This is a genomic window from Paracoccus sediminicola (assembly GCF_027912835.1).
GTDB lineage: Bacteria > Pseudomonadota > Alphaproteobacteria > Rhodobacterales > Rhodobacteraceae > Paracoccus > Paracoccus sediminicola.
On the sequence record NZ_CP115768.1, the window covers coordinates 476,396 to 495,974 of the forward strand.

Sequence of the window (19,579 nt, forward strand, 5' to 3'; positions counted from 1 at the left end):
GGCGGCGCGGATCAGACCGCGTCGTCGCCGGTTTCGCCGGTGCGGATGCGGATCGCCTGATCGACGGGCGAAACGAAAATCTTGCCGTCGCCGATCTTTTCGGTGCGCGCGGCCGAGACGATGGCCTCGACGGCGGCGTCGATCTGATCGTCGGGCAGGATCATCTCGATCTTGATCTTGGGCAGGAAGTCCACGACATATTCCGCGCCGCGATAAAGCTCGGTATGGCCTTTCTGACGGCCGAAGCCCTTGACCTCGGTGACGGTAAGCCCCTGGACGCCGACTTCCTGAAGGGCCTCCTTCACATCGTCCAGCTTGAAGGGCTTGATGATCGCTTCGATCTTTTTCATCGCGGTGATCCTTCCTGCGCGTGTCTGCGACCTGCTTGCCGGGTTTGGCGCCGCCCGTCCACGAGAGAGGCGCGAAACGCGGCATCCGCCCCCGAAAACCGGGCCAGCCGCACGAAATTCGCCCAGACTGCCCAAATTTTGACCAGAGTCAAAACGGCGCCCGAACCCCGTCAACCTCCGGAATCCCCACCCGCCAGGCCGGCACCGGATAGCGGTCGGGCCCGTATTCGGTCTGGCGGGCGATGCGGCCCTGTCGCGTTTCGTGAAAGGTGATGGCGCGCGCAATCACCTCGAGATCCGCGTGGGTGATGCGCCTATCGGTCACCACGCGGTCACCATCGGCCAGAAGCGAGATTTCTTCGAAGCGCCAGCCCCCGCGGCCGGGAAAGGCGTTGTCGATGGCAGCATAGGCGGCGGGTCTGCGGATCAGCTTGGCAGATTGCGGCCAGAGCCCGATCTGATCCGCGGCCAGCCACTCCCGCGCCGCGCGATGGAATTCATTGATGCGCATCGCTTCCCGGAAGCCGCGCAGGATCTCTGATGCCGTCATAACGCCTTGCTCAATAGAAAAAGCCGCGGCCAAAGGGTCGCGGCTTTCTGCAATGCGGGCAAGGCCGGTTTCAGAGCTGGTCGAGGTTTTCGACAGCTTTTTCCAGCTCTTCCTTGCTCACTTCCTTGTCCTCGACCTTCGCCTGCTCGGCGATGTGATCGACAACCTTGTCCTCGAAGATCGGAGCGCGGAGCTGCTGCTGCGCCTGCGGGTTCTGCTGGATGAACTCAAAGAACTGACGCTCCTGCCCGGGGAACTGGCGCGCCTGGTTCATCACCGCCTGGGTGAATTCCTGATCCGAGACCTGAACCTCGGCCTTCTGACCGATCTCGGCAAGCAGCAGACCCAGACGCACGCGGCGCTCGGCCAGCTTCTTGTGCTCCTCGGTCGGCTCGATCTCGCCGTGATTATGGCCCTGCTCTTCGGGGTGTTCCTCGTGCCAGAGCTGATGCGCGATCTGACCGGCCTCGGCTTCGACCAGAACGTCGGGCAGGTCGAACTTCACCTGCTCGTCGAGCTGATCCAGCAGGGAGCGCTTCATCACCGCGCGGCTCGCACCTTTATATTCGCCTTCCAGACGCTCGGCGATCTGCTCTTTCAGCTTGTCGAGCGATTCGGCACCGAAGCGCTTGGCCAGCTCATCGTCGAGCTTGGCATCGACCGGCTTCTTCACCGCCTTGACGGTGGTGGCGAAGACCGCATCCTTGCCGGCCAGATGGGCGGCACCGTATTCGTCGGGGAACTTGACGTTCACCGCGATCTCGTCGCCGGCCTTGGCGCCGATCAGCTGATCCTCGAAACCGGGGATGAAGCTGTTCGAGCCAAGCACCAGCGGGTAATCCTCGGCGGTCCCGCCTTCGAATTCCTCGCCATCGACCGAGCCCTTGAAGTCAATCACAACCTGATCGTCCTTGGCGGCTTTCGAGCCCTTGCGCTTGTCTTCGTAAGCCGTCGCGTTCTTGGCCAGCCCTTCCAGAGCCTCGGTCACGGCGTCGTCTTCGGCCTTCACGACCAGACGTTCCAGCTTGACCTTGGACAGGTCGACCTCGGGGATCTCGGGCAGGATCTCGTAGGAGACGTTGACCACGACGTCATCGCCTTCCTTCCAGTTCTCGCCATCCTGCATCTCGACCTTGGGCTGCACTGCCGGGCGGTCGCCGGATTTTTCCAGATGTTCGCGCAGCGCGCCATCAATGGAATCCTGCATCGCATCGCCCATCACGCGCGGGCCGAACTGCTTTTTCAGCATTGCCATCGGCACCTTGCCCTTGCGGAAGCCCTTCATCTCGACTTCCGGCTGAGCTTCTTTCAGCTTGGCGTCCACGGTCGCGGCCAGATCGGCGGCCGGGAGGGTCATCTGGTAGCCGCGCTTGAGGCCTTCGTTCTGGGTCTCTGTGACCTGCATGTCCTATCCTTCGTCATGGTGCGGGTGGAGGGACTTGAACCCCCACGCCTTGCGGCGCCAGAACCTAAATCTGGTGCGTCTACCAATTTCGCCACACCCGCAATGTCCTGCAGCGGGCACGAGGGCCCGCCACGAAATCCGCGCCGTTCTAACAAAGCAATCGGCGCTGCGCGAGGGGAAAATCAAGCCATGCCGCGCGGCACCGCCGGGATCGTCTCGACCGGATCATCGGCGCCGGGGCCGGGGCCGAAACGCCGGGCGCGTTGGCTCTGAATATGGGGGCCCGCCGCGATTCTGCAAATCGGGCAGCGCGCGGCTCACCGCTTCTGAGCCTCGCCGTTCAGCGCCCTCAAATGGCGCTCGGCCACGGCGTTCAGCTCGGCTCCGACAAGGACCACGATGGCCGCGATCCACATCCACATCATCAGCACCACCACCGCACCCAGCGTTCCGTAGGTCTCGTTATAGCTGGCGAAATTGGCGGCGTAGAAGGAGAATAGCGAAGAGGCGCCGACCAGACCGACCGCGGCGAACAGCGCACCCGGCGAGACCCAGCTGAAATGGGCGTCGTCGCGGCTCGGCCCGAAGCGGTAGAGCAGCGAGATCGACAGTAGCAGCACCGCGAACATGATCGGCCAGCGGATTGCCGAGAACATGCTGACCGTGCTTTCGGGCAGCGGAAGCCAGTCGAGCAGCGCGGGCAGGACGGCAATCGCCGTCACCAGCGCGATGATCAGCACGATCGCACCAAGCGTCATCCCCAGCGAGATCAGGTTCAGCTTGACGAAACCGCGGCTCTCCTGTTCGACCCAGGCGACGTTCAGCGCGCCCATCAGCGCCTTCATGCCGCCATTGGCCGACCACAGCGTCGCCAGCAGACCGGCAATCCCGGCAAAGGACAAGGCGGTCCCGGGTGAGCTGATGATCGATTCGATCTGACCCCGGATAATGTCGAGCGCCGAGGGCGGCACCACCTGTTCGAGATTGTCGAGCTGATCTTCGATGACCACAGGGTCGGCAACCAGCCCGAAGATCGAAACAAGCGCGGTGATTGCCGGGAACAACGCCAGAAGTCCGAAGAACACGACGCCGCCCGCTACCGAGGTGACGCGGTCCTTGCCGATCTCGCGGATCGTGGCCTTGAGCACCCGCCACCATTCGCCGAGCCGCATTCGCCATGGCGAATCGGGGGCGTCGGCGCGGGGGGCGGGCAGACCGGCGGCCTTGCTGCTGCCCTCAGCTTGCCGGGGCCCTTCGCTGCCCTCGGATTTTCCGGTGTCGCGGTTCTGGCGGGCATCGTCATCCAGCCCGTAGCGACGCCTGACATCATCGGGCAGCGGGTCGAACAGCGCATCGGCAATCGAGCGGTCAGAGGATCGGGCCATGACCGCGGATCACAGATTATGACTGCGGCGCGTGGCCTCGTTTTCGGCGCTGCGGTGCGCGGAGGCCGTGTCGGTCTGGTCGGCCTTCTGCGCTGGCGTGTGGCTCGTTCGGGTATCATCCCCATCGCCGCCTTTGCCGCCGAACAGACCGCCGAACTTGTCGGAGGCCTCCATGAAGTCGCGCAGGATGCCGTCGGCGCGGCCCGAGACCTGCTGGAAGCCCTGCACCGCTGCCGTCGCTGCGGCAACGAGACGGGTCAGATTGGTGGCGATTTCGCCGGCGCTGTCGCCGAAGCTGCGCAGGAACCCACCTTCGGAATGACCCTGAGACGGGCGGCGCCCGCCTGCCGGGCGGGGGCGCGGGCGCGGTTGGGCAGCACGGCGGCGCAGATCTGCGGCGTGTTCGTCGTAATCCACGAAATCGGCGCGGGCGCGGTTGAGCATCGCCTGACGCTCGGCAAGGCTCAACTCCTCGAAGCGGGGCGCGTGGCGGCGGCGCGGGCGGCTGCGGCGGCGGGGCCGGTCCTCGTCATCGCCGCTGATCGCACCGGCGACGGCGCGGCCCGCGAAGATGGTCAGCGCGGTTGCCGCAGCCGCGGCGACGCCCATCCCGCCCAGAACCGCAAGGCTCGGGCGTTTTTCCTCGGGTGGCGGCAAACGCCGGCTCGGCGGCAAGCGGCCCGAAGGGATATGCCCCTCGGGAACCGGGCGCGGGCCATGAGGGGTATCGCTGGTCACATCTGCAAAGCGCGACATAAGCCGTTCCTTTCGCTGTCTTGTTGCAGGCAAAACGAGCGTCGCGCGGTTTCGTTCCAGCGATCCGGCTCGGGCCGCGGCGAAACGGGCGCTATTTCCGGCACTGCCAGCGGAGCCGGGCGGAGTGCTGGAGGCTTGCCGGGAGGGGCGACACGAAAAAGCCGCGCCGGGGCGACCGGCGCGGCTCTGCTATCTGGTGATAGATTTGGGCGATTACTCGCCCGAACCGGCCGTGGTTTCCGGCGCGTCGGTGACCAGCTCGTCGTCGTCGCGCGAGGCAGAGCCGATATCGTCGAACAGCTCGGCAATCTCGAACTCGGCCTCGGCGTCTTCTTCCGCCGCGAGGTCCTGGATCGACTTGCCCGACGCCTGAAGCTCGGCTTCCTCGTTCGAGCGAGCCACGTTCAGCGTGATCTCGGCCTCGACCTCGGGATGCAGCACGACCTGGATGTTGTGCAGGCCCAGCTCTTTGATCGGGGCGCCAAGCACGACCTGCTTGCGGTCGATCTGGTGACCTGCCGCATTGGCCGCATCCGCCGCGTCACGCGGGCTGACCGAACCGTAAAGCGAGCCGGCATCGGAGGCCGAGCGGATGATGATGAAGGTTTCGCCGTTCAGCTTGTCGGCAACCTTCTGGGCATCGGCCTTGGATTCGTCGTTCTTGGCGACGAGCGCGGCCTTCTGCGCCTCGAATGCGGCGATGTTGGATTCCGAGGCACGCAGCGCCTTCCCCTGCGGCAGCAGGAAATTGCGGGCGTAACCTTCCTTGACGCGGACCACGTCGCCCATGGCGCCGAGCTTGGCGACGCGTTCCAGCAGGATGACTTGCATCGGTCTTCCTCCTTATTTCACGACATAGGGCAGCAGCGCCAGAAAGCGTGCGCGCTTGATGGCCTGAGCCAGCTTGCGCTGGTTCTTGGCCGAAACGGCGGTGATGCGCGACGGCACGATCTTGCCGCGTTCGCTGATATAGCGCTGCAGCAGACGGGTGTCCTTGTAGTCGATCTTGGGGGCGTTGTCGCCACCGAACGGATCGACCTTGCGACGGCGGAAAAACGGTTTGTTCGCCATGTCTCGATCTCCTTAGTTGTCGCGGTCGCGGCTGCGACGCTCACCGCGCTCTTCGCGCTTCTGCATCTGGACGGACGGGCCTTCTTCGTGTGCGTCGACCTTGATCGACATCACCCGCATCACGTCGTCATGCAGACGGGCCAGACGCTCCATCTCCTGCACGGCGGCCGAAGGCGCGTCGGTGCGCAGGAAGGCGTAATGGCCCTTGCGGTTCTTGTTGATCTTATAGGCGAGGGTGCGGACACCCCAGTATTCGCTGTCGACCACCTTGCCGCCATTATCGGCCAGCACGGTGGAAAAATGTTCGACCAGCCCTTCGGCCTGCGTGTTCGACAGGTCCTGGCGGGCGATCAGCACATGCTCATAAAGCGGCATGTCAGACCTTTCAGTTTTCAAGGCGGCTTCAACGGCGGGAAAACCCCTTCCGCGCCCCGCCACGAGAGGCTGCGCCGGTTTCGCGATTGCGGAAGGATGCGGCTTTATAGCGGCGGATTACAGGGATGCAAGGAGATTCCTGCCCGCCCGTTTTACCTTTGCCCGCCGCTGCCGCCTTGACGGTTATCACGGCTCTGCCAGCGGCGGAACCGGGCCGGTTGCGCGGCGTTGCCCCAGCAACACGATGAGGAGTGACAGCATGTTCAAAGATTTCCGCACACCGCTTTTCAGCTCTGCCCTGATTGCCGCAATGGCCGTGACAGCGCCGGTTCTGGCGCAGGCGCAGGACGACACCGACGAGACGGCAACGACCGAAGCCACGGCGGGTTCGGCTGACGCAGGCGCAGACGCTGCTGCCGACACGGGCGCCCAGACTGATGACCCCGCTGGCGAGGGCGCGTCCGGCGAAAACGCGTCGGCCGAAAGCGGCGCTGCCGACGCAGCCGGATCCAACAGTGGCGAGGAACAGCCCGGCGCGCCGGTGATGACCAAGCCCGGCGATGATGACAACATGCCCGAGGCCGGCACCTACAGCTTCGATCCCGCGCATAGCCAGATCATGTTCAGCTACGATCACATGGGCTTCTCGACCTCGCGCGGCTTCGTGAACGGTGTCGAGGGCAGCATCACGCTGGACCCGCAAGACCTCGCTTCGGCCACGGTCGAAGCCTCGTTCCCGCTTTCGGCGCTGCGCACTGTCGCGCCCGAGTTGGACGAGCATCTGAAGACTGATGATTTCTTCGGGGTCGAGGGCGAGGACATGCCGGTCATCACCTTCACCTCGACCGGGATCGAGCTTGAAGATGACGGGGAAGAGGCTCAGGTGACCGGCGATCTGACGCTGAACGGCGTGACCCGCCCGGTGACGCTCGACGTGGAATTCGTCGGGGCAGGGGTCGACCCGATCACCCAGACACCGACCATCGGTTTCAGCGGCGAGACCGAGATCGACCGGTCGGATTTCAATCTCGGCGCATTCGTCCCCGCCGTCGATGACGAGCTTGAGATCGAGATTTCGGTCGAAGCCAAGCTGGAAGGCTGATCCATCCCGAAGCCTTTCCTGCGAGGGGCCGCCATGTGCGGCCCCGTTTTTCATGGTGCACCCGATTGCCGTCCGGCGCGGGGCGTTGCATGCTCGGCCATGATCCTGCCGGTCGAAAGGATATAGTGCATGGCTCTGGAAGACGCGAAAAACCAGGTGGATCAGGCGTTTACGCGCGATGAGTCGCGGGGGCTGAGCTTCGAGAACGCCTTTGGCGGCGCCACATCGTTTCTGCGTCGGCGCTATGCGAAGGATCTGGCGGGCTTCGATCTGGCGGTGACCGGCATCCCCTTCGATCAGGCCGTGACCCATCGCCCCGGCACCCGCTTCGGGCCGCGTGCCATCCGCGAGGCCTCGACGCTGCAACCCTATGATGCGCCCTATGGCTGGGGCTATGACCCGCTGGCCGAGCTGGCTATCGCCGATGCGGGCGACATGGCGTTCGATTATGCGAATACGCGCGAGGTTCCTGCCCGGATCGAGACGCATATTGGCGGCCTTTTGGATCAGGGCGTGGGCACGGTCACGCTTGGCGGCGATCATTTCATCACCTTGCCGATCCTGCGGGCCTATGCGCAGCGTCACGGCCCGGTTGCACTGATCCAGTTCGACGCGCATTCCGACACTTGGGTCGACGATGACCCCGAGCGGATCGATCACGGAACGTTTCTTTACAAGGCAATCCGCGAGGGCGTCGTCGATCCGGCGGCGAGCGTCAGTATCGGGATCAGAACCGAGAATCCGGACACGCTTGGCGTTACGATCCTCGATGCGCCCTCGGTCCACCGGGACGGGATTGACACCACTCTCGCCCGAATCCGCGAGGCTATCGGGGATCGCCCGGTCTATATCACCTTCGATATCGACGCGCTCGATCCGGCCTTCGCACCGGGCACCGGCACGCCGGTCTGGGGCGGGCTGGCCAGCTGGCAGGCGGCCGCGTTGCTGCGCGGGCTGGCCGGGATCAATCTGATGGGCGGAGACGTGGTCGAAGTCTCGCCGCCCTATGACACCACCGGCGCCACCGCCATTGCCGGGGCGCATGTCGCGGTGGAGCTGATCTGTCTCTATGGGTGGACGCGGCGGAAGGGCAATACCGCGCCCTGAGGGGCAGCCGCGGCAGGAACTCTGACGGGGCAATGACGTTTCCACCGCTAGAAGCGCCGCGTGTTTTTCCTGCGGGGCTCCTCCCGTTTGAAAGGACCGACAGAATGATTTTACGCAGCCTTGCCTATGCCTCTTTCGCGCTTGCAGTTGCCGCCCCGGCTGTCGCGCAGCAGCAGAGCCCCGGCGATCTGGCCCAGACCCTGTTCGAGACCATCGACGCAGATGGCGACAACGCGCTGACCCCGCAAGAGCGCGACGGCTACACTCAGGATGTCGTGGCCTCGATGGATCTCGACGAAAGCGGCGGGATTGACATGGACGAGTTTCTCAACTGGGGCTTCGGTATGGGGGTCATCGCCGATGATCTGGGCCGCAGCACGCAATATCAGACCGCCAGCCGGATCATCTATAAGTTCATGGATTACGACGATGACGGCGCGGTCACCGGCGAAGAGATGGGCCGCTTCCAGGAGGCCGCTTTCGCCTATGCCAATCAGAACGAGGATGGCGCGCTGACCGCGGACGAGTTCCATAGCCACCACTTCATCAACATCGCCACCCAGGAGGCGCTTCGACCGCTGGAGTGATGCCCTGCGCGGGGCTTGCCGCTTGACGCGCAGCGCGCCCCGCGTCACATCAGCGGAATGCTTCCCGAAGACCGCCTCCACCAGATCACGCAGCGCTTCGAGTTTATCGAGGCGCGGCTTAATGCCGGGCCCGCCGCCGACGAAATCGCCGCAATCAGCCGCGAATATGCCGAGCTGAAGCCTGTGGTCGCGCAAATCGCCGAATGGCGCGCCGCGCAGGACGGGCTGCACGAGGCGCAGCAGATGCTTGCAGACCCCGATATGCGCGAGCTGGCCGAGGAAGAGGTCATGCGGCTGAAGTCGGCCCTGCCGGAGCTGGAACAGGCCCTGCGCATCGCGCTGTTGCCAAAGGATGCCGCCGATGCCCGCCCCGCCATCGTCGAAATCCGCCCCGGCACGGGCGGAGAGGAAGCGGCCCTGTTCGCCGGCGATCTTTTGTCCATGTATCGCCGCCACGCCGAGGCGCAGGGATGGAATTTCCAGATGCTCGAACTGAGCGAGACGGAACTTGGTGGAGTCAAGGAGGCGGTAGCGCGGATCGAGGGCGAGGGGGTCTTTGCGCGGCTCAAATATGAATCCGGCGTGCATCGCGTGCAGCGCGTGCCGGAAACCGAATCGGGCGGTCGCATTCACACCTCGGCGGCGACGGTCGCGGTGCTGCCCGAGGCGGAGGATGTCGATATCGACATCCCCGCAAACGATCTGCGCATTGATACGATGCGCGCCTCGGGCGCGGGCGGTCAGCATGTGAACACCACAGATTCGGCGGTGCGCATCACCCATCTGCCGACCGGCATCGTTGTCACCAGCTCGGAAAAATCCCAGCATCAGAACCGCGCCAATGCGATGGCCGTGCTGCGTGCGCGGCTTTACGATATCGAACGCGAACGCGCCGACAGCGCGCGCGCCGCGGACCGCAAGTCGCAGGTCGGCTCGGGAGACCGCTCGGAACGCATCCGTACCTATAATTTCCCGCAGGGCCGGATGACCGATCACCGGATCAACCTGACGCTCTACGCGCTCGACCGGGTGATGCAGGGCGATCTGGCCGAGATCATCGACGCGCTCACCGCCCACGATCAGGCCGAGAAGCTGGCGGCGCAGGAATGACCCGGAGGGAGTGGCTCGACCTGGCCGGATCGCGTCTGCGGGCGGCCGGGCTGGAAGATGCGCGGCGCGAGGCAGCGGCGATTCTGGCTGCGGCCGAGGGGGCGCGGCACTATCGCGCGGCCGCGTCCGAACCCTTACCGGACGCTCTGCGGGCGCAGCTAGGCGCGATGCTCGATTCCCGCGCCGCGCGCCAGCCGTTAAGCCAGATCACCGGCAGGCGCGCCTTCTGGAAGCATGAGTTCCGGGTAACGCCCGATACGCTGGACCCGCGCCCCGAAACCGAGGCACTTGTCGCCGCGGCGTTGGAGCTGCCCTGGGCATCGGTTCTGGATCTGGGGACCGGGACGGGCGCGATCCTGATCTCGCTTCTCGCCGAGCGGCCCGGCGCGTCGGGGCTGGCCACCGATATCTCCGACAAAGCGCTGCGCGTGGCGCAGGACAACGCCGCGCGGATCGGCGTCAGCGCAGATTTTGCGCGGGCCGACTGGTTCGACGGCGTGACCGGGCATTTCGACCTGATCGTCTCGAACCCGCCCTATATTGCCGCCTGCGAGATGGCGGCGCTGCAACCCGAGGTGCGCGACTGGGAACCTCATCTGGCGCTTACCGATGGCGGCGACGGGCTGACGGCCTATCGTCGGATCGCGGCCGGAGCGGCGGCGCATCTGCGGCCGGGCGGGCATGTCCTCGCCGAGATCGGCTGGCAGCAGGGGGCCGAGGTCGCCGCGATCTTTGCGGCAGAGGGGGCGCGCGTGACAGTGCTGCCGGATCTCGACGGTCGCGATCGTGTGATTCGCGCAAGTTTTTCGTGACAGACCCTGTTGAAACCGTGCTAGACTGCTTAAATAGGCATGGCTTTGGAAGAATTGGCGATAATTTTCGCTTGTAACGGAAAGAAAGCCGTGTTTATTCAAGGCGCGTGACGGTGGACAGGGTTCGCCGCACCTATCAGCCACGACATCGTTGCAGTCTGATCGCGGGTGAACCCGCCCTAAAGGACGAAACGCGGCAATGTGGTGGCAAGGGAACAATTCCAGACGACTGGATAAAGTCAGGCAAATGAGATCTTCGAAATCCCGTTCGCGTTCGAAGTCGAACCGTCAGCGTTCGCTCGGCAATATCGTAAATCGCGTGTTCGATTCCTCGGGCCCCGAGGGCAAGGTCCGCGGCACGCCTCAGCAGATCATCGACAAGTATCTGACGCTCGCCCGCGATGCGCAGCTGTCGAATGACCGCGTGGCCGAGCAGGCTTTCCTGCAACATGCCGAGCATTACACCCGCATGTTGGGCGAAGCCCAGCGTGAGCAGGCCGAGCGTCAGCAGCAGCAACAGCAGCAGCAGAATAATCACAACAATAATCAGAACCAGCATCAGCAGGGTCACCAGCAGAACCAGCAGAGTGACGGCCAGCGCGGCGAGGAAGAGCGTGATCCGCGCGCTCAACCCGGCAACGGGGCCGAGGATCAGCGCCGCGCCAACGAGACGTCCGAGGATCAGCCCTCCCGCGAGGATAAGCCGCGCGACGAGAAATCGCGGGCCAATGGTCGCGACCGCAGTCGCGCCGGGCGCAGCCAGCCCCGCGAGGCCGCAGCGCAGGACGCCGCGGAACAGCCGGGTTCGGCAGAGAACACGCCCGGCGCGCTGCCCGATGCGATCGACGCCACCGAAGAAGGTCCGGTCGAGACGCCCGAGCGGGCCGAGCCCAAGCCGCGCGCCCGCCGCAGCACCACGACCCGCACCCGCAGCGCCGAGCCGCGCAGCCGGTCGCGTAAATCGGCCAAGACAGGCGACGCCGCCGCCGAGGGCGATGCCGTGCCGCCGGTCGTGGAAGTGCCGGGCGACTAATCGCCGCTGATCGAATGACCGAAGGGCCGGGACCGAAGTTCCGGCCCTTTTTCGTTTCGGCCCTCCGCGCTGCGACGCGGATTACGGCTTTCTCAGGAGCGGGCGGCGCGCAATGCGCGGGCAAGCGCGCAGAACCGCGCCACGTCGATTTCTTCCGCGCGTGCGGTGGCGGGGATGCCCGCATCGGCGAGCAGCGTTTCGATCCTCGGATGCAGCGATTTCAGCGCGCTGCGCAGCATCTTGCGGCGCTGGTTGAAGGCCGCCGCCACCACTTCGCTGAGCGTGGCGGCATCCGCCTCGAATCGGGGTGCGGGCAGGGCGGTGATCTGCACCACCGCGGAATGCACCTTGGGCGCCGGCACGAAAGCCTCGGGCGGGAGGGTCATGACCACCCGCGCCTCGCAACGCCATTGCGCCAGCACGGCAAGCCGCCCGTAAGCCTTGGAGCCGGGCTGCGCGGTGATGCGCTCGGCCACCTCGCGCTGGAACATCAGCGTGAGGCTTTCCCAGAAGGGCGGCCATGCGGGCGGGGTCAGCCAGCGGATCAGGAGCTCGGTGCCGACATTATAGGGCAGGTTTGCGGCGATGCGGATCGGCGGAGACAGATGCGCCAGCGGGTCGATCTCGAGCGCGTCGCCATGGATCACTTGCAACCGGCCCGGATAGGCGTCGGCGATCTGGGCGAGGGCGGGCAGGGCGCGCGCGTCTTTTTCGATGGCCAGCACCCGGCGCGCGCCCTCGGCCAGCAGACCGCGCGTCAGACCGCCCGGACCGGGACCGATTTCCAGAATGTCGCTGCCGGAAAGATCCCCGGCCTGGCGGGCGATCTTGGCGGTGAGGTTCAGATCCAGCAGGAAATTCTGCCCGAGCTGCTTTTTTGCGCGCAGATCATGGGTCGCGATGACCTCGCGCAGCGGGGGGAGATTGTCGATCCCACTCATCTCGATCGCACCCGTTGGCAGGGGGGCTGTCTGCCCCCCGTCCCTGCGGGACTCCCCCCCGAGGATATTTGCATCAGGGTGAGGCTCATCGGCGGGTCGCGGCCATCTCGGCGGCCATGCGGAGCGCGGCAATGGCCGAGGCCGGGTCGGCGCGGCCCTGCCCGGCAATGTCGAAGGCGGTGCCATGATCGGGTGAGGTGCGGATGAAGGGCAGGCCAAGCGTGACATTCACCCCGCCCGCGAAATCCAGCGTCTTGATCGGGATCAGCGCCTGATCGTGATAGGCGCAGATCGCCGCATCCCATTGCGCGCGGGCGGGGGCGTGGAACATCGTGTCGGCCGGCAGCGGGCCTGCGATGTTCAGACCGTCCTCACGCAGCCGGGCGATGAGCGGGGCGATCCAGCCGGTTTCCTCGCCGCCCATCGCGCCGCCCTCTCCGGCATGGGGGTTCAGCCCGGCGACGGCGAGGCGCGGCGCGTCGATGCCGAAATCGCGGATCAGCGCTTCGCGGGTGATGCGAATCGCGTCCTCCAGGGCGTCCGCCGTCAGCGCCTCGGGCACTTGCGACAGCGGGATATGGATCGTCGCCGGGACCACGCGGCAGGGGGGCGCGACCGTGGTCGAGGCAAGCATCATCGCCACTTTTACATCTCCTGCGAGATGGGCGAGGAACTCGGTATGACCGGGGAAAGCAAAGCCCGCCCCGTCCTTCAGCGCTTTCTTGTGGATCGGCATGGTGCAGATGCCCGAGGCAGCACCGTCCAGAGCCAGCCGCACGGCGCGTTCGATCACCGCGATCACTCCTGCCGCATTGGCCGGGTCGGGCTGGCCGGGCCGGGCCGGCGCCGCGAACTCATGTCGCAGAACGGCCAATACCCCCTCGGGTGGGGTCGACAGGTCCTGGACCTCGATCCAGTCCGTGCCATCGGGCAGATGACGCGGATCGCCGAGCCAGATGAAGGGGATGCCGGTGCCGGTCAGCTTCGGCGCAAGTTCCGGTCCGATCCCGGCGGGTTCTCCGCAGGTGACGAGGATCGGCGGCGCGGCCATGTCAGTTGCGCCGGATCAGCGCATCCGCGCGCAATTCCGCCAGATAGGCATCCGCCGCCTGGCTGACCTTGCGGCTGAAGATCTGCTCGCGCACCTGTTCGCGCTGCGGCAGGGCATTCGGATCGGCCTCGGTCACCGTCTCGCCATCCTCTGTCGAGGCGGTTGCCACCGGCCCGCCATCCAGCCCCGCGATCAGCACCGGGGTGCGGTCGCACAGCATCACCACGTCGGTCGCGCCGCCGCGCGGGATCAGCGTCGCCTCGTTCTCGTCGAGCGAGGCGAGCCGCACCGAGATATCGGTCGGGATGCCGCCTTGCGAGGCGGTGACGCGCTGCACCTGCTGATCGGGCAGCCCGTTGGCGAAAACATAGAGATCCTCGCAGGATCGCGCCTGAGCAGCGGCGTTCTGCGCGCTTGCCGCATCGCCAAAGGTGACCTGAAGATAGTCGAGCTGCTGTTCCTTCGCGCCGGGGCGAAGCTCGCCCTGCGTGTCACGCAGGTAAAAGATCACCACTGCGCCCTGCACGGTCAGCGGCGGCGTGGCCTGTCCCGGTTGCAGCCCCAGAATGATCGGGCGCAGCGTGGGCGGCATGTTATCCACCGTCATCCAGTCAAGACGCCCGCCCCGGCTGCGCGTCGGCGTCGCCGAATATTGCCGCGCCGCCTCGGCGAAGGCGGCCTCGCTTGTGGCATTGGCAACGATGTTCTCCGCCTGCCTCAGCACGGCCTCTTCCTGTCCCGGCGGGGCGGGGATGATGATTTCCGACAGCAGCACCTGCGTGACGCGCGGGGTCTCGACGATGCGCTTGAGCGCCTGCTCGACCTCGGCATCGCTGACCGCCACCGAGGGCGCGATCCGCTGGCGCACCACCTCTCGCCAGGCGACACCGGCCTTGACGAAGTCGCGATAGGCCTGACGCTCGACGCCGTTGCGTTCCAGAACCTGAATGAACTCGCCTGTGGTCAGCCCGGCGCGGCCGGCAAATTCGGCGAGCCCTTCCTCAAGCCCGACATCGCTGACCTCGACCCCGATCTGACGGGCCGCGGCAAGCCGGATGCGATCCTCGATCAGAGCCTTTTCCGCGGCGGCGGCGCCCTGATCGGGGGCGTTCAGCACATCCATGAAGCGCATCCGCTGGTCGATCTCGTAGCGGGTGACGACCGAGTTGTTCACATAGACGACGGGCGTGAAATCCTGCGCCATCGACGGGCCGCCAAAGGCGCCGCTCAGGCTTGCCGCGACGGCGACGGAAAGAAGTAACTGCCGCATGAATTCATGCCCCCTTTTGATTTGGCTGCAATCTAGCGCAAGCAGGACCGGCGCGCCACCGTGCCCTTGCCATCGGGCTGCCGCCCGAACCCGCCAAGACGCACCGACAGGCCGATATCGGTTTCGGGATCGACCTCTGCGGTGTCGGTGAAGCGGCGCGAGGCGTCCAGCTCGACGCTGATACATTCATTGCGATAGGCGATACCCAGCCCCGCGCGCTGCGCCCGCTGTGCCTCGAGATCGTGACGGCTCTGCGCCGAGGCCCACCAGCCATCGGCCAGCTGCCAGCCGATTTCGCCGGTGAGCTCTGACAGATCGCGCTCGCGCTCGTCGAAGCGTTCGGCCTTGGCCCAGAGATAGCCGAGGCTCAGCTCGAGCCCCGGCCGAGCCCAACCGAGCCGCAGCTCGTCTCGGCTCAGATCGAGATCATCGTCGAACAGCGCGCGGTTGGCGATGCTGAGCCCCGAATTGCTGGAATAATGCCCGGCCACCAGCCAGTCCGAGCTGCGCCCGCGGATCGGCAGCGGCGCGTTTTCATCGGCGCTTTGCCGGTCGCGGAAGATGCGGCCCCCGGCCAGAGACAGGCTCCACCCCGCAGGATCGAGCCGGGTCCAGGTCAGGCCGAGATTGGCCCTCAGCCCGGTTTCGCGTGCATCCCAGCCGGGATAGCGGGACAGGGCGAAAAGATTGCCTTCGTCGAATTCGATCTGGCGGCTGTCCTCATTGGGAACGTCGTCGTTATCCTCGTAAGGCGACCAGACAAGCTGGGCGACCGGCTCGACCACATAGGATGCGCGCCCGTCGCTGCCGGTCAGCGGATAGCGCAGCGTGGTTGCGATCCAGGGCGTGGTGCGCACGACCGTGTCATCGGAGGTGGAATCGTCGCGGATCGCATAGAAATCCGCATCCAGCCCGATCGCGCCGGTCGCCAGCACGCCACCCGGCAGGATCTGCGAGCGCTGCCATTCCAGCCCGAGCGAGCTCCGCGCCACGTCACGGCCCGATATATCCGTGCTCGACGGGCGCCGATGGGCATGGGCGGACCATTCCAGCTCGGCTTCTCCGCCACCGAGCCGCCAGCGCCGGATCCAGGACAGATCGGCGACCTGCGCGGGCGAGGTCGAATTGTTCTCGTCCTCGCGCAGCGAATGGTAATTGCCGACCCGCGCCCAAACCAGCTTGTCCGAATTGATCCGGTCGAGGGTGAACCCGCTCCACAGCCGGTCGGCATCGGTGATGTCGTAATCGAGCAGATAGCCGTCATCCGAGGCCGTCTGGACCTGCATCCCCAGCTCATAGCCACGCGGCAGTTCCCAGCGGGCGGCACCAAAGAGATAGCCGCGGGTCTCGCCTTCGCGAATGTCGTCGCGGGTGATCGCGCCGTTCCATTCCGTGGCACCGTTCCAGAAGGCTTGACGGTAACGCAGCATGAGCGTGCGGGTCTCGGAGGCGGAAAGATAGGGCGTGACGGTCACATCGGCATGGGGCCCGAGCGTCTTGAAATAGGGCACCATCACGCCGAAGCCGAGCCGGGAGGTGGTGCGAAAACGCGGGCGCAGAAAGCCCGACATCCGCTCGACCGTCGGATCGGGCGCGGTCACGGTGCCGGGCCACGCGGCGACCGGCAGACCGAAGGCGCGAAGCTGCGGATGCTCGAAGATGAGCCGGTTCTCTTGCTGGTCATGTACGATCTGGCGGGCCCGAATTTCCCAGAGCGGGGTCGGGTCTTCGGCGCAGATCCGGCAGGACGAGGCCACGACCTGATCCAGCGTCGTGAAGCGCCCGTTATCCGTCAGCGTGACCTGGTTGGCGGCGAGCTGCATCTCTCGCGCGAGGACCAGCCTCGCGCCGCGCAGAAGCCCCTCGCGCATGTCCTGGGTCAGCTGCGCCTCTTCAGCGATGAGGATCGCGTCATCCTCGGTTCCGGCGAGGCCGGGGCGGGTCAGATGGATCGGCCCCGCGATCGTCATGTCGCCGCTCGCGCCGTCATAGCGCACCTCGTCCGCGACGAGCCGCGCACCCTGATACCAGACCACCACGCCACCCGAGGCGGTCAGCGTCTGATCCTTGGCCAGGGTGATGTAATCGGCAAGCAATGTTGCTGCGCCGCCGTCTTCTTCGACCCCTTCGCCGGGGATGGTCAGCTCGCGCCTTGGCGGGCGGACACTGCCGGAAAGCCGGCTCAGCTCGGTGCCGTCGGCGAAGGGCAGATCGGTGTCCTCGGTCGGGGCGAGGGCAGGGCCGTCGGCCTCGCCCAGCTCGGCCGTGCCGAGCCAGACCGGCCCGTCACCGATGGTTTGCGCCAGAAGCGGCGCGGCGGCGAGGCAGAGCGCGGGGATCAGCAGCCGGGTTGTCATCATCCGTCCTCGAGTTGCAGCAGAGCACCGACCGCAAACAGCAGCGCCACGACCGGCGGCGCCCATCCCGCAAGTGCGGGCGGCACACCGGCATTGTCGCCAAGAACCTGCGCCATGTTGCGCAGGAAGAACAGTCCCAGACCGGCGGCAAACGCCCCGAGCACGAGCCCCCCGGTCTTGCGCCCGCGCATATGGCGCATGGTGAAGGCCGAGGCGATCATCACCATCGCCGCCAGCGTCAGAGGCAGCGCCAGTTCCATCTGGAACCAGACCTGATGGCGCAGTGCCGAGAAACCGGCACGTTTCAGCCCGTCGATATAGGCCGGGAGTTCCCAGACCGGGACCGCCTGCGGACGGCCAAATCCGTCGCGGATGCGGTCGGCAGTGAGTTCAGTCGGAAGACGCAATTGCTCGGTCTCGCGCGCGGCGGCCTCGGGATTGGCGTCCGAGAGCGACCATTCCTTGACCCCGGTCAGCATCCACTCGCCCGGAGTAAGCGTCGCTTCCTGCGCCTCGATCCGAAGCGCCGGGCCGGTCTCGGGTTCATAAATGACGAAGCTCGCCTCATAGAGCGTGGTCGCGTCGGGGCTGGTGCGGGCGGCGCGGATCATCATCTGTCCGCCGCCCTCGCCGATGGCCTGTCGCAGCCAGACCGCGTCATCGCCAAGGCTGACCGTCTGCGGCGCGCCCGATTCGATGCGGGCGACGGCGTCGGAATATTTCGCCTCGGTCGCCGCCACCATCGGGTTCAGCACCGCCACCGCGGCCACCCCGATGATCAGCGCCATGACCGCCGGTGCCATCACGCAGCGCAGCCCCGAGCGGCCCGAGGCGCGGATCGCCACCATCTCGGAGCTGCGCGACAGGCCGAGAAACAGCATGATCCCGCCCAACAGCCCGATCAGCGGCAGGATGTTGTAGAAACTCCCGGCGACCGACAGGGCCGAAAGCCGCGCCGCCCCGCCCAGGCTGATGCCGTCATCGGAAAAGCGGCGGATCTGCTCGACCATGTCGATGAGCAGCAGAATGGCCAGAAATACCCCGGCCAGAAGCAGGAAGGCGCGCAGGTAGCGCATGGCGACATAGCGGGCGAGTGTCATGCGGGCTGCGGTCCTTCATCCGGGGCAGAGGCTGCGCCGGGGCTGGGCCGCGACGGCCGGGCCGACACCCATAACAGCACGACGCAGATTGCCGCGCCCGCCGCCGATGGCAGATAAACCAGAGGCCACAGCGCCGGATCGTCCCCGGCGCGGTTCGCGGCCCAGTTGGTCAGAAGCTGCACGAAGATCAGCGCCACGATCGCCCATCCGACCTGCCGCCAGACCCCGAAGCGGGAAAACCCTCCGACAAGCAGCGTGGCGAAACCCAGCATCGCCGCGACCGGGGACAGAAGCGGCTGCGCGATCCGCTCATGCGCCTCCAGCCTTGCGCGCGGGGCAGTTGCGCCCGTCGCATCCAGCAGCGCGCGGTCGGGGCTCAGCAGGCGTCGGGTCGAATAGTCACGCAGATCGCGCCCGCGATCCCCGCCGCCGCCGACGATCTCGCCCAGATCATAGGTCATGTCCTCGAAGCGCGTGACCGACAGGCGGGGCGGATTGTCCTCGCTGGCGCGCAGGGACTGCACCATGCCGCTGACCATGACCAGCTTCGGCCCGGTCTCGGCCTTGACGATCAGTGCTTCTTCGGCGCTGTAGGATGTCACCGCGCCGCCATCGCGCGCATCTTCCAGAAACAGCCCGCCAAGCTCGCCTTGCGGGCTGATCTCGCGGATGAACAGCGTGATCCCCTGCGCCGGATATTGGAACACACCGGGATTGAGGAACTGCGCGGTCACGTTCTCGGCAATCTGTTCCTGCCGGTCGGCGATGCGGGCGCGGGCCAGCGGGACGAGCGCATGGACCAGCACCGCGACCATGATCCCCACAAACACCCCGAAGACCAGCACCGGCCGGGCCATGCGCCAGGGCGACAGCCCCGCCGCCTGCATGGCGACAAGCTCGGATTCGCCCGACAGCCGGTTCGTGCCGTAAGCCGTCGCTGCGAAGGCCGCGACCGGCAGCACAACCGAGATCACCAGAGGCAGCGTCAGCACGGTGAATTCCAGCACCACCAGTGCCGTCTGCCCGTCACCGATCAGCGTCTCGAACAGCGACACGGCGCGGTTCACCCAATATACCGCGACCAGCACAAGCGCGAAGAAGCCGAAAAAGATCAGCATCAGCTTGAGAATGTAACGGTCGATGCGGTTCATGCGCGGTCCTTCGGCTTGGTCCTGATTAGCCTTTGCCGCGCGCTGAGGAAAGACCGCCCGGCGTGC

Annotated in this window: 20 protein-coding genes and 1 tRNA gene; 6 read left to right on the top strand and 15 right to left on the bottom strand. The window is 66.1% G+C overall.

The genetic code is table 11. The features are described from left to right. Positions 1-11: 11 nt before the first annotated feature. The 9 genes from PAF18_RS02340 to rpsF all read right to left on the bottom strand — a co-directional run bounded on the left by PAF18_RS02340 (position 12) and on the right by rpsF (position 5,892). Entirely contained in the window at positions 12-350 is a 339-nt protein-coding gene (locus PAF18_RS02340; RefSeq protein WP_271117041.1) for a P-II family nitrogen regulator, read from the bottom strand. Between the two features lie 148 nt (positions 351-498). Further along, on the bottom strand, positions 499-900 hold the full coding sequence (locus PAF18_RS02345; protein ID WP_271117042.1) for a hypothetical protein: 402 nt from the start codon (positions 898-900) through the stop codon (positions 499-501). A gap of 70 nt (positions 901-970) precedes the next feature. Further along, positions 971-2,305: a trigger factor gene (gene tig / locus PAF18_RS02350; protein WP_271117043.1), complete on the bottom strand. Its 1,335-nt coding sequence runs from the start codon at positions 2,303-2,305 to the stop codon at positions 971-973. Positions 2,306-2,321: 16 nt separating this feature from the next. Next, positions 2,322-2,406: transfer RNA gene (locus PAF18_RS02355), tRNA-Leu, on the bottom strand. 216 nt (positions 2,407-2,622) lie between these two features. Continuing rightward, positions 2,623-3,690, bottom strand: a complete 1,068-nt coding sequence (locus tag PAF18_RS02360) for a YihY/virulence factor BrkB family protein (RefSeq protein ID WP_271117044.1) — start codon at positions 3,688-3,690, stop codon at positions 2,623-2,625. A gap of 9 nt (positions 3,691-3,699) precedes the next feature. After that, positions 3,700-4,446, bottom strand: coding sequence for a hypothetical protein (locus PAF18_RS02365; RefSeq protein WP_271117045.1), 747 nt, complete (start codon positions 4,444-4,446; stop codon positions 3,700-3,702). Between the two features lie 213 nt (positions 4,447-4,659). Beyond that, a complete protein-coding gene (rplI, locus tag PAF18_RS02370; protein ID WP_271117046.1) occupies positions 4,660-5,277 on the bottom strand; it encodes a 50S ribosomal protein L9 in 618 nt (205 codons plus the stop codon). A gap of 12 nt (positions 5,278-5,289) precedes the next feature. Next, positions 5,290-5,517, bottom strand: a complete 228-nt coding sequence (gene rpsR / locus PAF18_RS02375; protein WP_090520233.1) for a 30S ribosomal protein S18 — start codon at positions 5,515-5,517, stop codon at positions 5,290-5,292. Between the two features lie 12 nt (positions 5,518-5,529). Next, positions 5,530-5,892 (bottom strand): 30S ribosomal protein S6, encoded by a 363-nt coding sequence (gene rpsF / locus PAF18_RS02380; protein WP_271117047.1) that lies wholly within the window; start codon positions 5,890-5,892, stop codon positions 5,530-5,532. A gap of 259 nt (positions 5,893-6,151) precedes the next feature. Between rpsF and PAF18_RS02385 the strand changes: the two genes are divergently transcribed. The 6 genes from PAF18_RS02385 (at position 6,152) to PAF18_RS02410 (ending at position 11,643) form a co-directional block, all read left to right on the top strand. Next, positions 6,152-6,994 (top strand): YceI family protein, encoded by an 843-nt coding sequence (locus tag PAF18_RS02385; protein ID WP_271117048.1) that lies wholly within the window; start codon positions 6,152-6,154, stop codon positions 6,992-6,994. Between the two features lie 129 nt (positions 6,995-7,123). Next, the gene (gene speB / locus PAF18_RS02390) at positions 7,124-8,101 is read left to right on the top strand and encodes an agmatinase (protein ID WP_271117049.1); all 978 of its coding nucleotides are present in this window, start codon (positions 7,124-7,126) and stop codon (positions 8,099-8,101) included. A 104-nt stretch (positions 8,102-8,205) separates the two neighbouring features. Next, positions 8,206-8,688, top strand: a complete 483-nt coding sequence (locus PAF18_RS02395; RefSeq protein WP_271117050.1) for an EF-hand domain-containing protein — start codon at positions 8,206-8,208, stop codon at positions 8,686-8,688. A gap of 57 nt (positions 8,689-8,745) precedes the next feature. After that, complete coding sequence (gene prfA, locus PAF18_RS02400) at positions 8,746-9,798, top strand: peptide chain release factor 1 (protein ID WP_271117051.1); 1,053 nt, start codon at positions 8,746-8,748, stop codon at positions 9,796-9,798. Then, positions 9,795-10,610 carry a peptide chain release factor N(5)-glutamine methyltransferase gene (gene prmC / locus PAF18_RS02405; RefSeq protein WP_271117052.1) on the top strand — a complete coding sequence of 272 codons (816 nt, stop codon included), beginning with the start codon at positions 9,795-9,797 and terminating at the stop codon, positions 10,608-10,610. The genes prfA and prmC overlap by 4 nt, the downstream gene beginning before the upstream one ends. Before the next feature lie 247 nt (positions 10,611-10,857). Continuing rightward, on the top strand, positions 10,858-11,643 hold the full coding sequence (locus PAF18_RS02410; protein WP_271117053.1) for a DUF4167 domain-containing protein: 786 nt from the start codon (positions 10,858-10,860) through the stop codon (positions 11,641-11,643). A 92-nt stretch (positions 11,644-11,735) separates the two neighbouring features. On the opposite strand, the gene rsmA is transcribed toward PAF18_RS02410, so the two are convergent. From rsmA to lptF, 6 genes are all read right to left on the bottom strand, one after another. Beyond that, positions 11,736-12,584, bottom strand: a complete 849-nt coding sequence (gene rsmA / locus PAF18_RS02415) for a 16S rRNA (adenine(1518)-N(6)/adenine(1519)-N(6))-dimethyltransferase RsmA (protein ID WP_271117054.1) — start codon at positions 12,582-12,584, stop codon at positions 11,736-11,738. Between the two features lie 85 nt (positions 12,585-12,669). Beyond that, positions 12,670-13,635 (bottom strand): 4-hydroxythreonine-4-phosphate dehydrogenase PdxA, encoded by a 966-nt coding sequence (pdxA, locus tag PAF18_RS02420; protein WP_271117055.1) that lies wholly within the window; start codon positions 13,633-13,635, stop codon positions 12,670-12,672. Position 13,636: 1 nt separating this feature from the next. Then, positions 13,637-14,905 (bottom strand): peptidylprolyl isomerase, encoded by a 1,269-nt coding sequence (locus PAF18_RS02425; RefSeq protein WP_271117056.1) that lies wholly within the window; start codon positions 14,903-14,905, stop codon positions 13,637-13,639. A gap of 32 nt (positions 14,906-14,937) precedes the next feature. After that, positions 14,938-17,262: an LPS-assembly protein LptD gene (locus PAF18_RS02430; RefSeq protein WP_271117057.1), complete on the bottom strand. Its 2,325-nt coding sequence runs from the start codon at positions 17,260-17,262 to the stop codon at positions 14,938-14,940. Continuing rightward, positions 17,262-18,362, bottom strand: coding sequence for an LPS export ABC transporter permease LptG (gene lptG / locus PAF18_RS02435; RefSeq protein WP_271117058.1), 1,101 nt, complete (start codon positions 18,360-18,362; stop codon positions 17,262-17,264). The genes PAF18_RS02430 and lptG overlap by 1 nt, the downstream gene beginning before the upstream one ends. After that, positions 18,359-19,513, bottom strand: coding sequence for an LPS export ABC transporter permease LptF (lptF, locus tag PAF18_RS02440; RefSeq protein ID WP_271117059.1), 1,155 nt, complete (start codon positions 19,511-19,513; stop codon positions 18,359-18,361). Before lptF ends, lptG begins: the two co-directional genes overlap by 4 nt. Positions 19,514-19,579 lie beyond the last annotated feature (66 nt).

Bases quoted from the DNA above. Each gene is read 5' to 3' on its own strand.
- speB (WP_271117049.1), top strand. From the start codon at position 7,124: ATGGCTCTGGAAGACGCGAAAAACCAGGTGGATCAGGCGTTTACGCGC.
- PAF18_RS02425 (WP_271117056.1), bottom strand. From the start codon at position 14,905: ATGCGGCAGTTACTTCTTTCCGTCGCCGTCGCGGCAAGCCTGAGCGGC.
- PAF18_RS02365 (WP_271117045.1), bottom strand. From the start codon at position 4,446: ATGTCGCGCTTTGCAGATGTGACCAGCGATACCCCTCATGGCCCGCGC.
- tig (WP_271117043.1), bottom strand. From the start codon at position 2,305: ATGCAGGTCACAGAGACCCAGAACGAAGGCCTCAAGCGCGGCTACCAG.
- prmC (WP_271117052.1), top strand. From the start codon at position 9,795: ATGACCCGGAGGGAGTGGCTCGACCTGGCCGGATCGCGTCTGCGGGCG.
- rplI (WP_271117046.1), bottom strand. From the start codon at position 5,277: ATGCAAGTCATCCTGCTGGAACGCGTCGCCAAGCTCGGCGCCATGGGC.
- PAF18_RS02360 (WP_271117044.1), bottom strand. From the start codon at position 3,690: ATGGCCCGATCCTCTGACCGCTCGATTGCCGATGCGCTGTTCGACCCG.
- lptF (WP_271117059.1), bottom strand. From the start codon at position 19,513: ATGAACCGCATCGACCGTTACATTCTCAAGCTGATGCTGATCTTTTTC.
- PAF18_RS02410 (WP_271117053.1), top strand. From the start codon at position 10,858: ATGAGATCTTCGAAATCCCGTTCGCGTTCGAAGTCGAACCGTCAGCGT.
- rpsF (WP_271117047.1), bottom strand. From the start codon at position 5,892: ATGCCGCTTTATGAGCATGTGCTGATCGCCCGCCAGGACCTGTCGAAC.
- prfA (WP_271117051.1), top strand. From the start codon at position 8,746: ATGCTTCCCGAAGACCGCCTCCACCAGATCACGCAGCGCTTCGAGTTT.
- PAF18_RS02340 (WP_271117041.1), bottom strand. From the start codon at position 350: ATGAAAAAGATCGAAGCGATCATCAAGCCCTTCAAGCTGGACGATGTG.
- lptG (WP_271117058.1), bottom strand. From the start codon at position 18,362: ATGACACTCGCCCGCTATGTCGCCATGCGCTACCTGCGCGCCTTCCTG.
- PAF18_RS02385 (WP_271117048.1), top strand. From the start codon at position 6,152: ATGTTCAAAGATTTCCGCACACCGCTTTTCAGCTCTGCCCTGATTGCC.
- PAF18_RS02345 (WP_271117042.1), bottom strand. From the start codon at position 900: ATGACGGCATCAGAGATCCTGCGCGGCTTCCGGGAAGCGATGCGCATC.
- PAF18_RS02430 (WP_271117057.1), bottom strand. From the start codon at position 17,262: ATGACAACCCGGCTGCTGATCCCCGCGCTCTGCCTCGCCGCCGCGCCG.
- rpsR (WP_090520233.1), bottom strand. From the start codon at position 5,517: ATGGCGAACAAACCGTTTTTCCGCCGTCGCAAGGTCGATCCGTTCGGT.
- PAF18_RS02395 (WP_271117050.1), top strand. From the start codon at position 8,206: ATGATTTTACGCAGCCTTGCCTATGCCTCTTTCGCGCTTGCAGTTGCC.
- rsmA (WP_271117054.1), bottom strand. From the start codon at position 12,584: ATGAGTGGGATCGACAATCTCCCCCCGCTGCGCGAGGTCATCGCGACC.
- pdxA (WP_271117055.1), bottom strand. From the start codon at position 13,635: ATGGCCGCGCCGCCGATCCTCGTCACCTGCGGAGAACCCGCCGGGATC.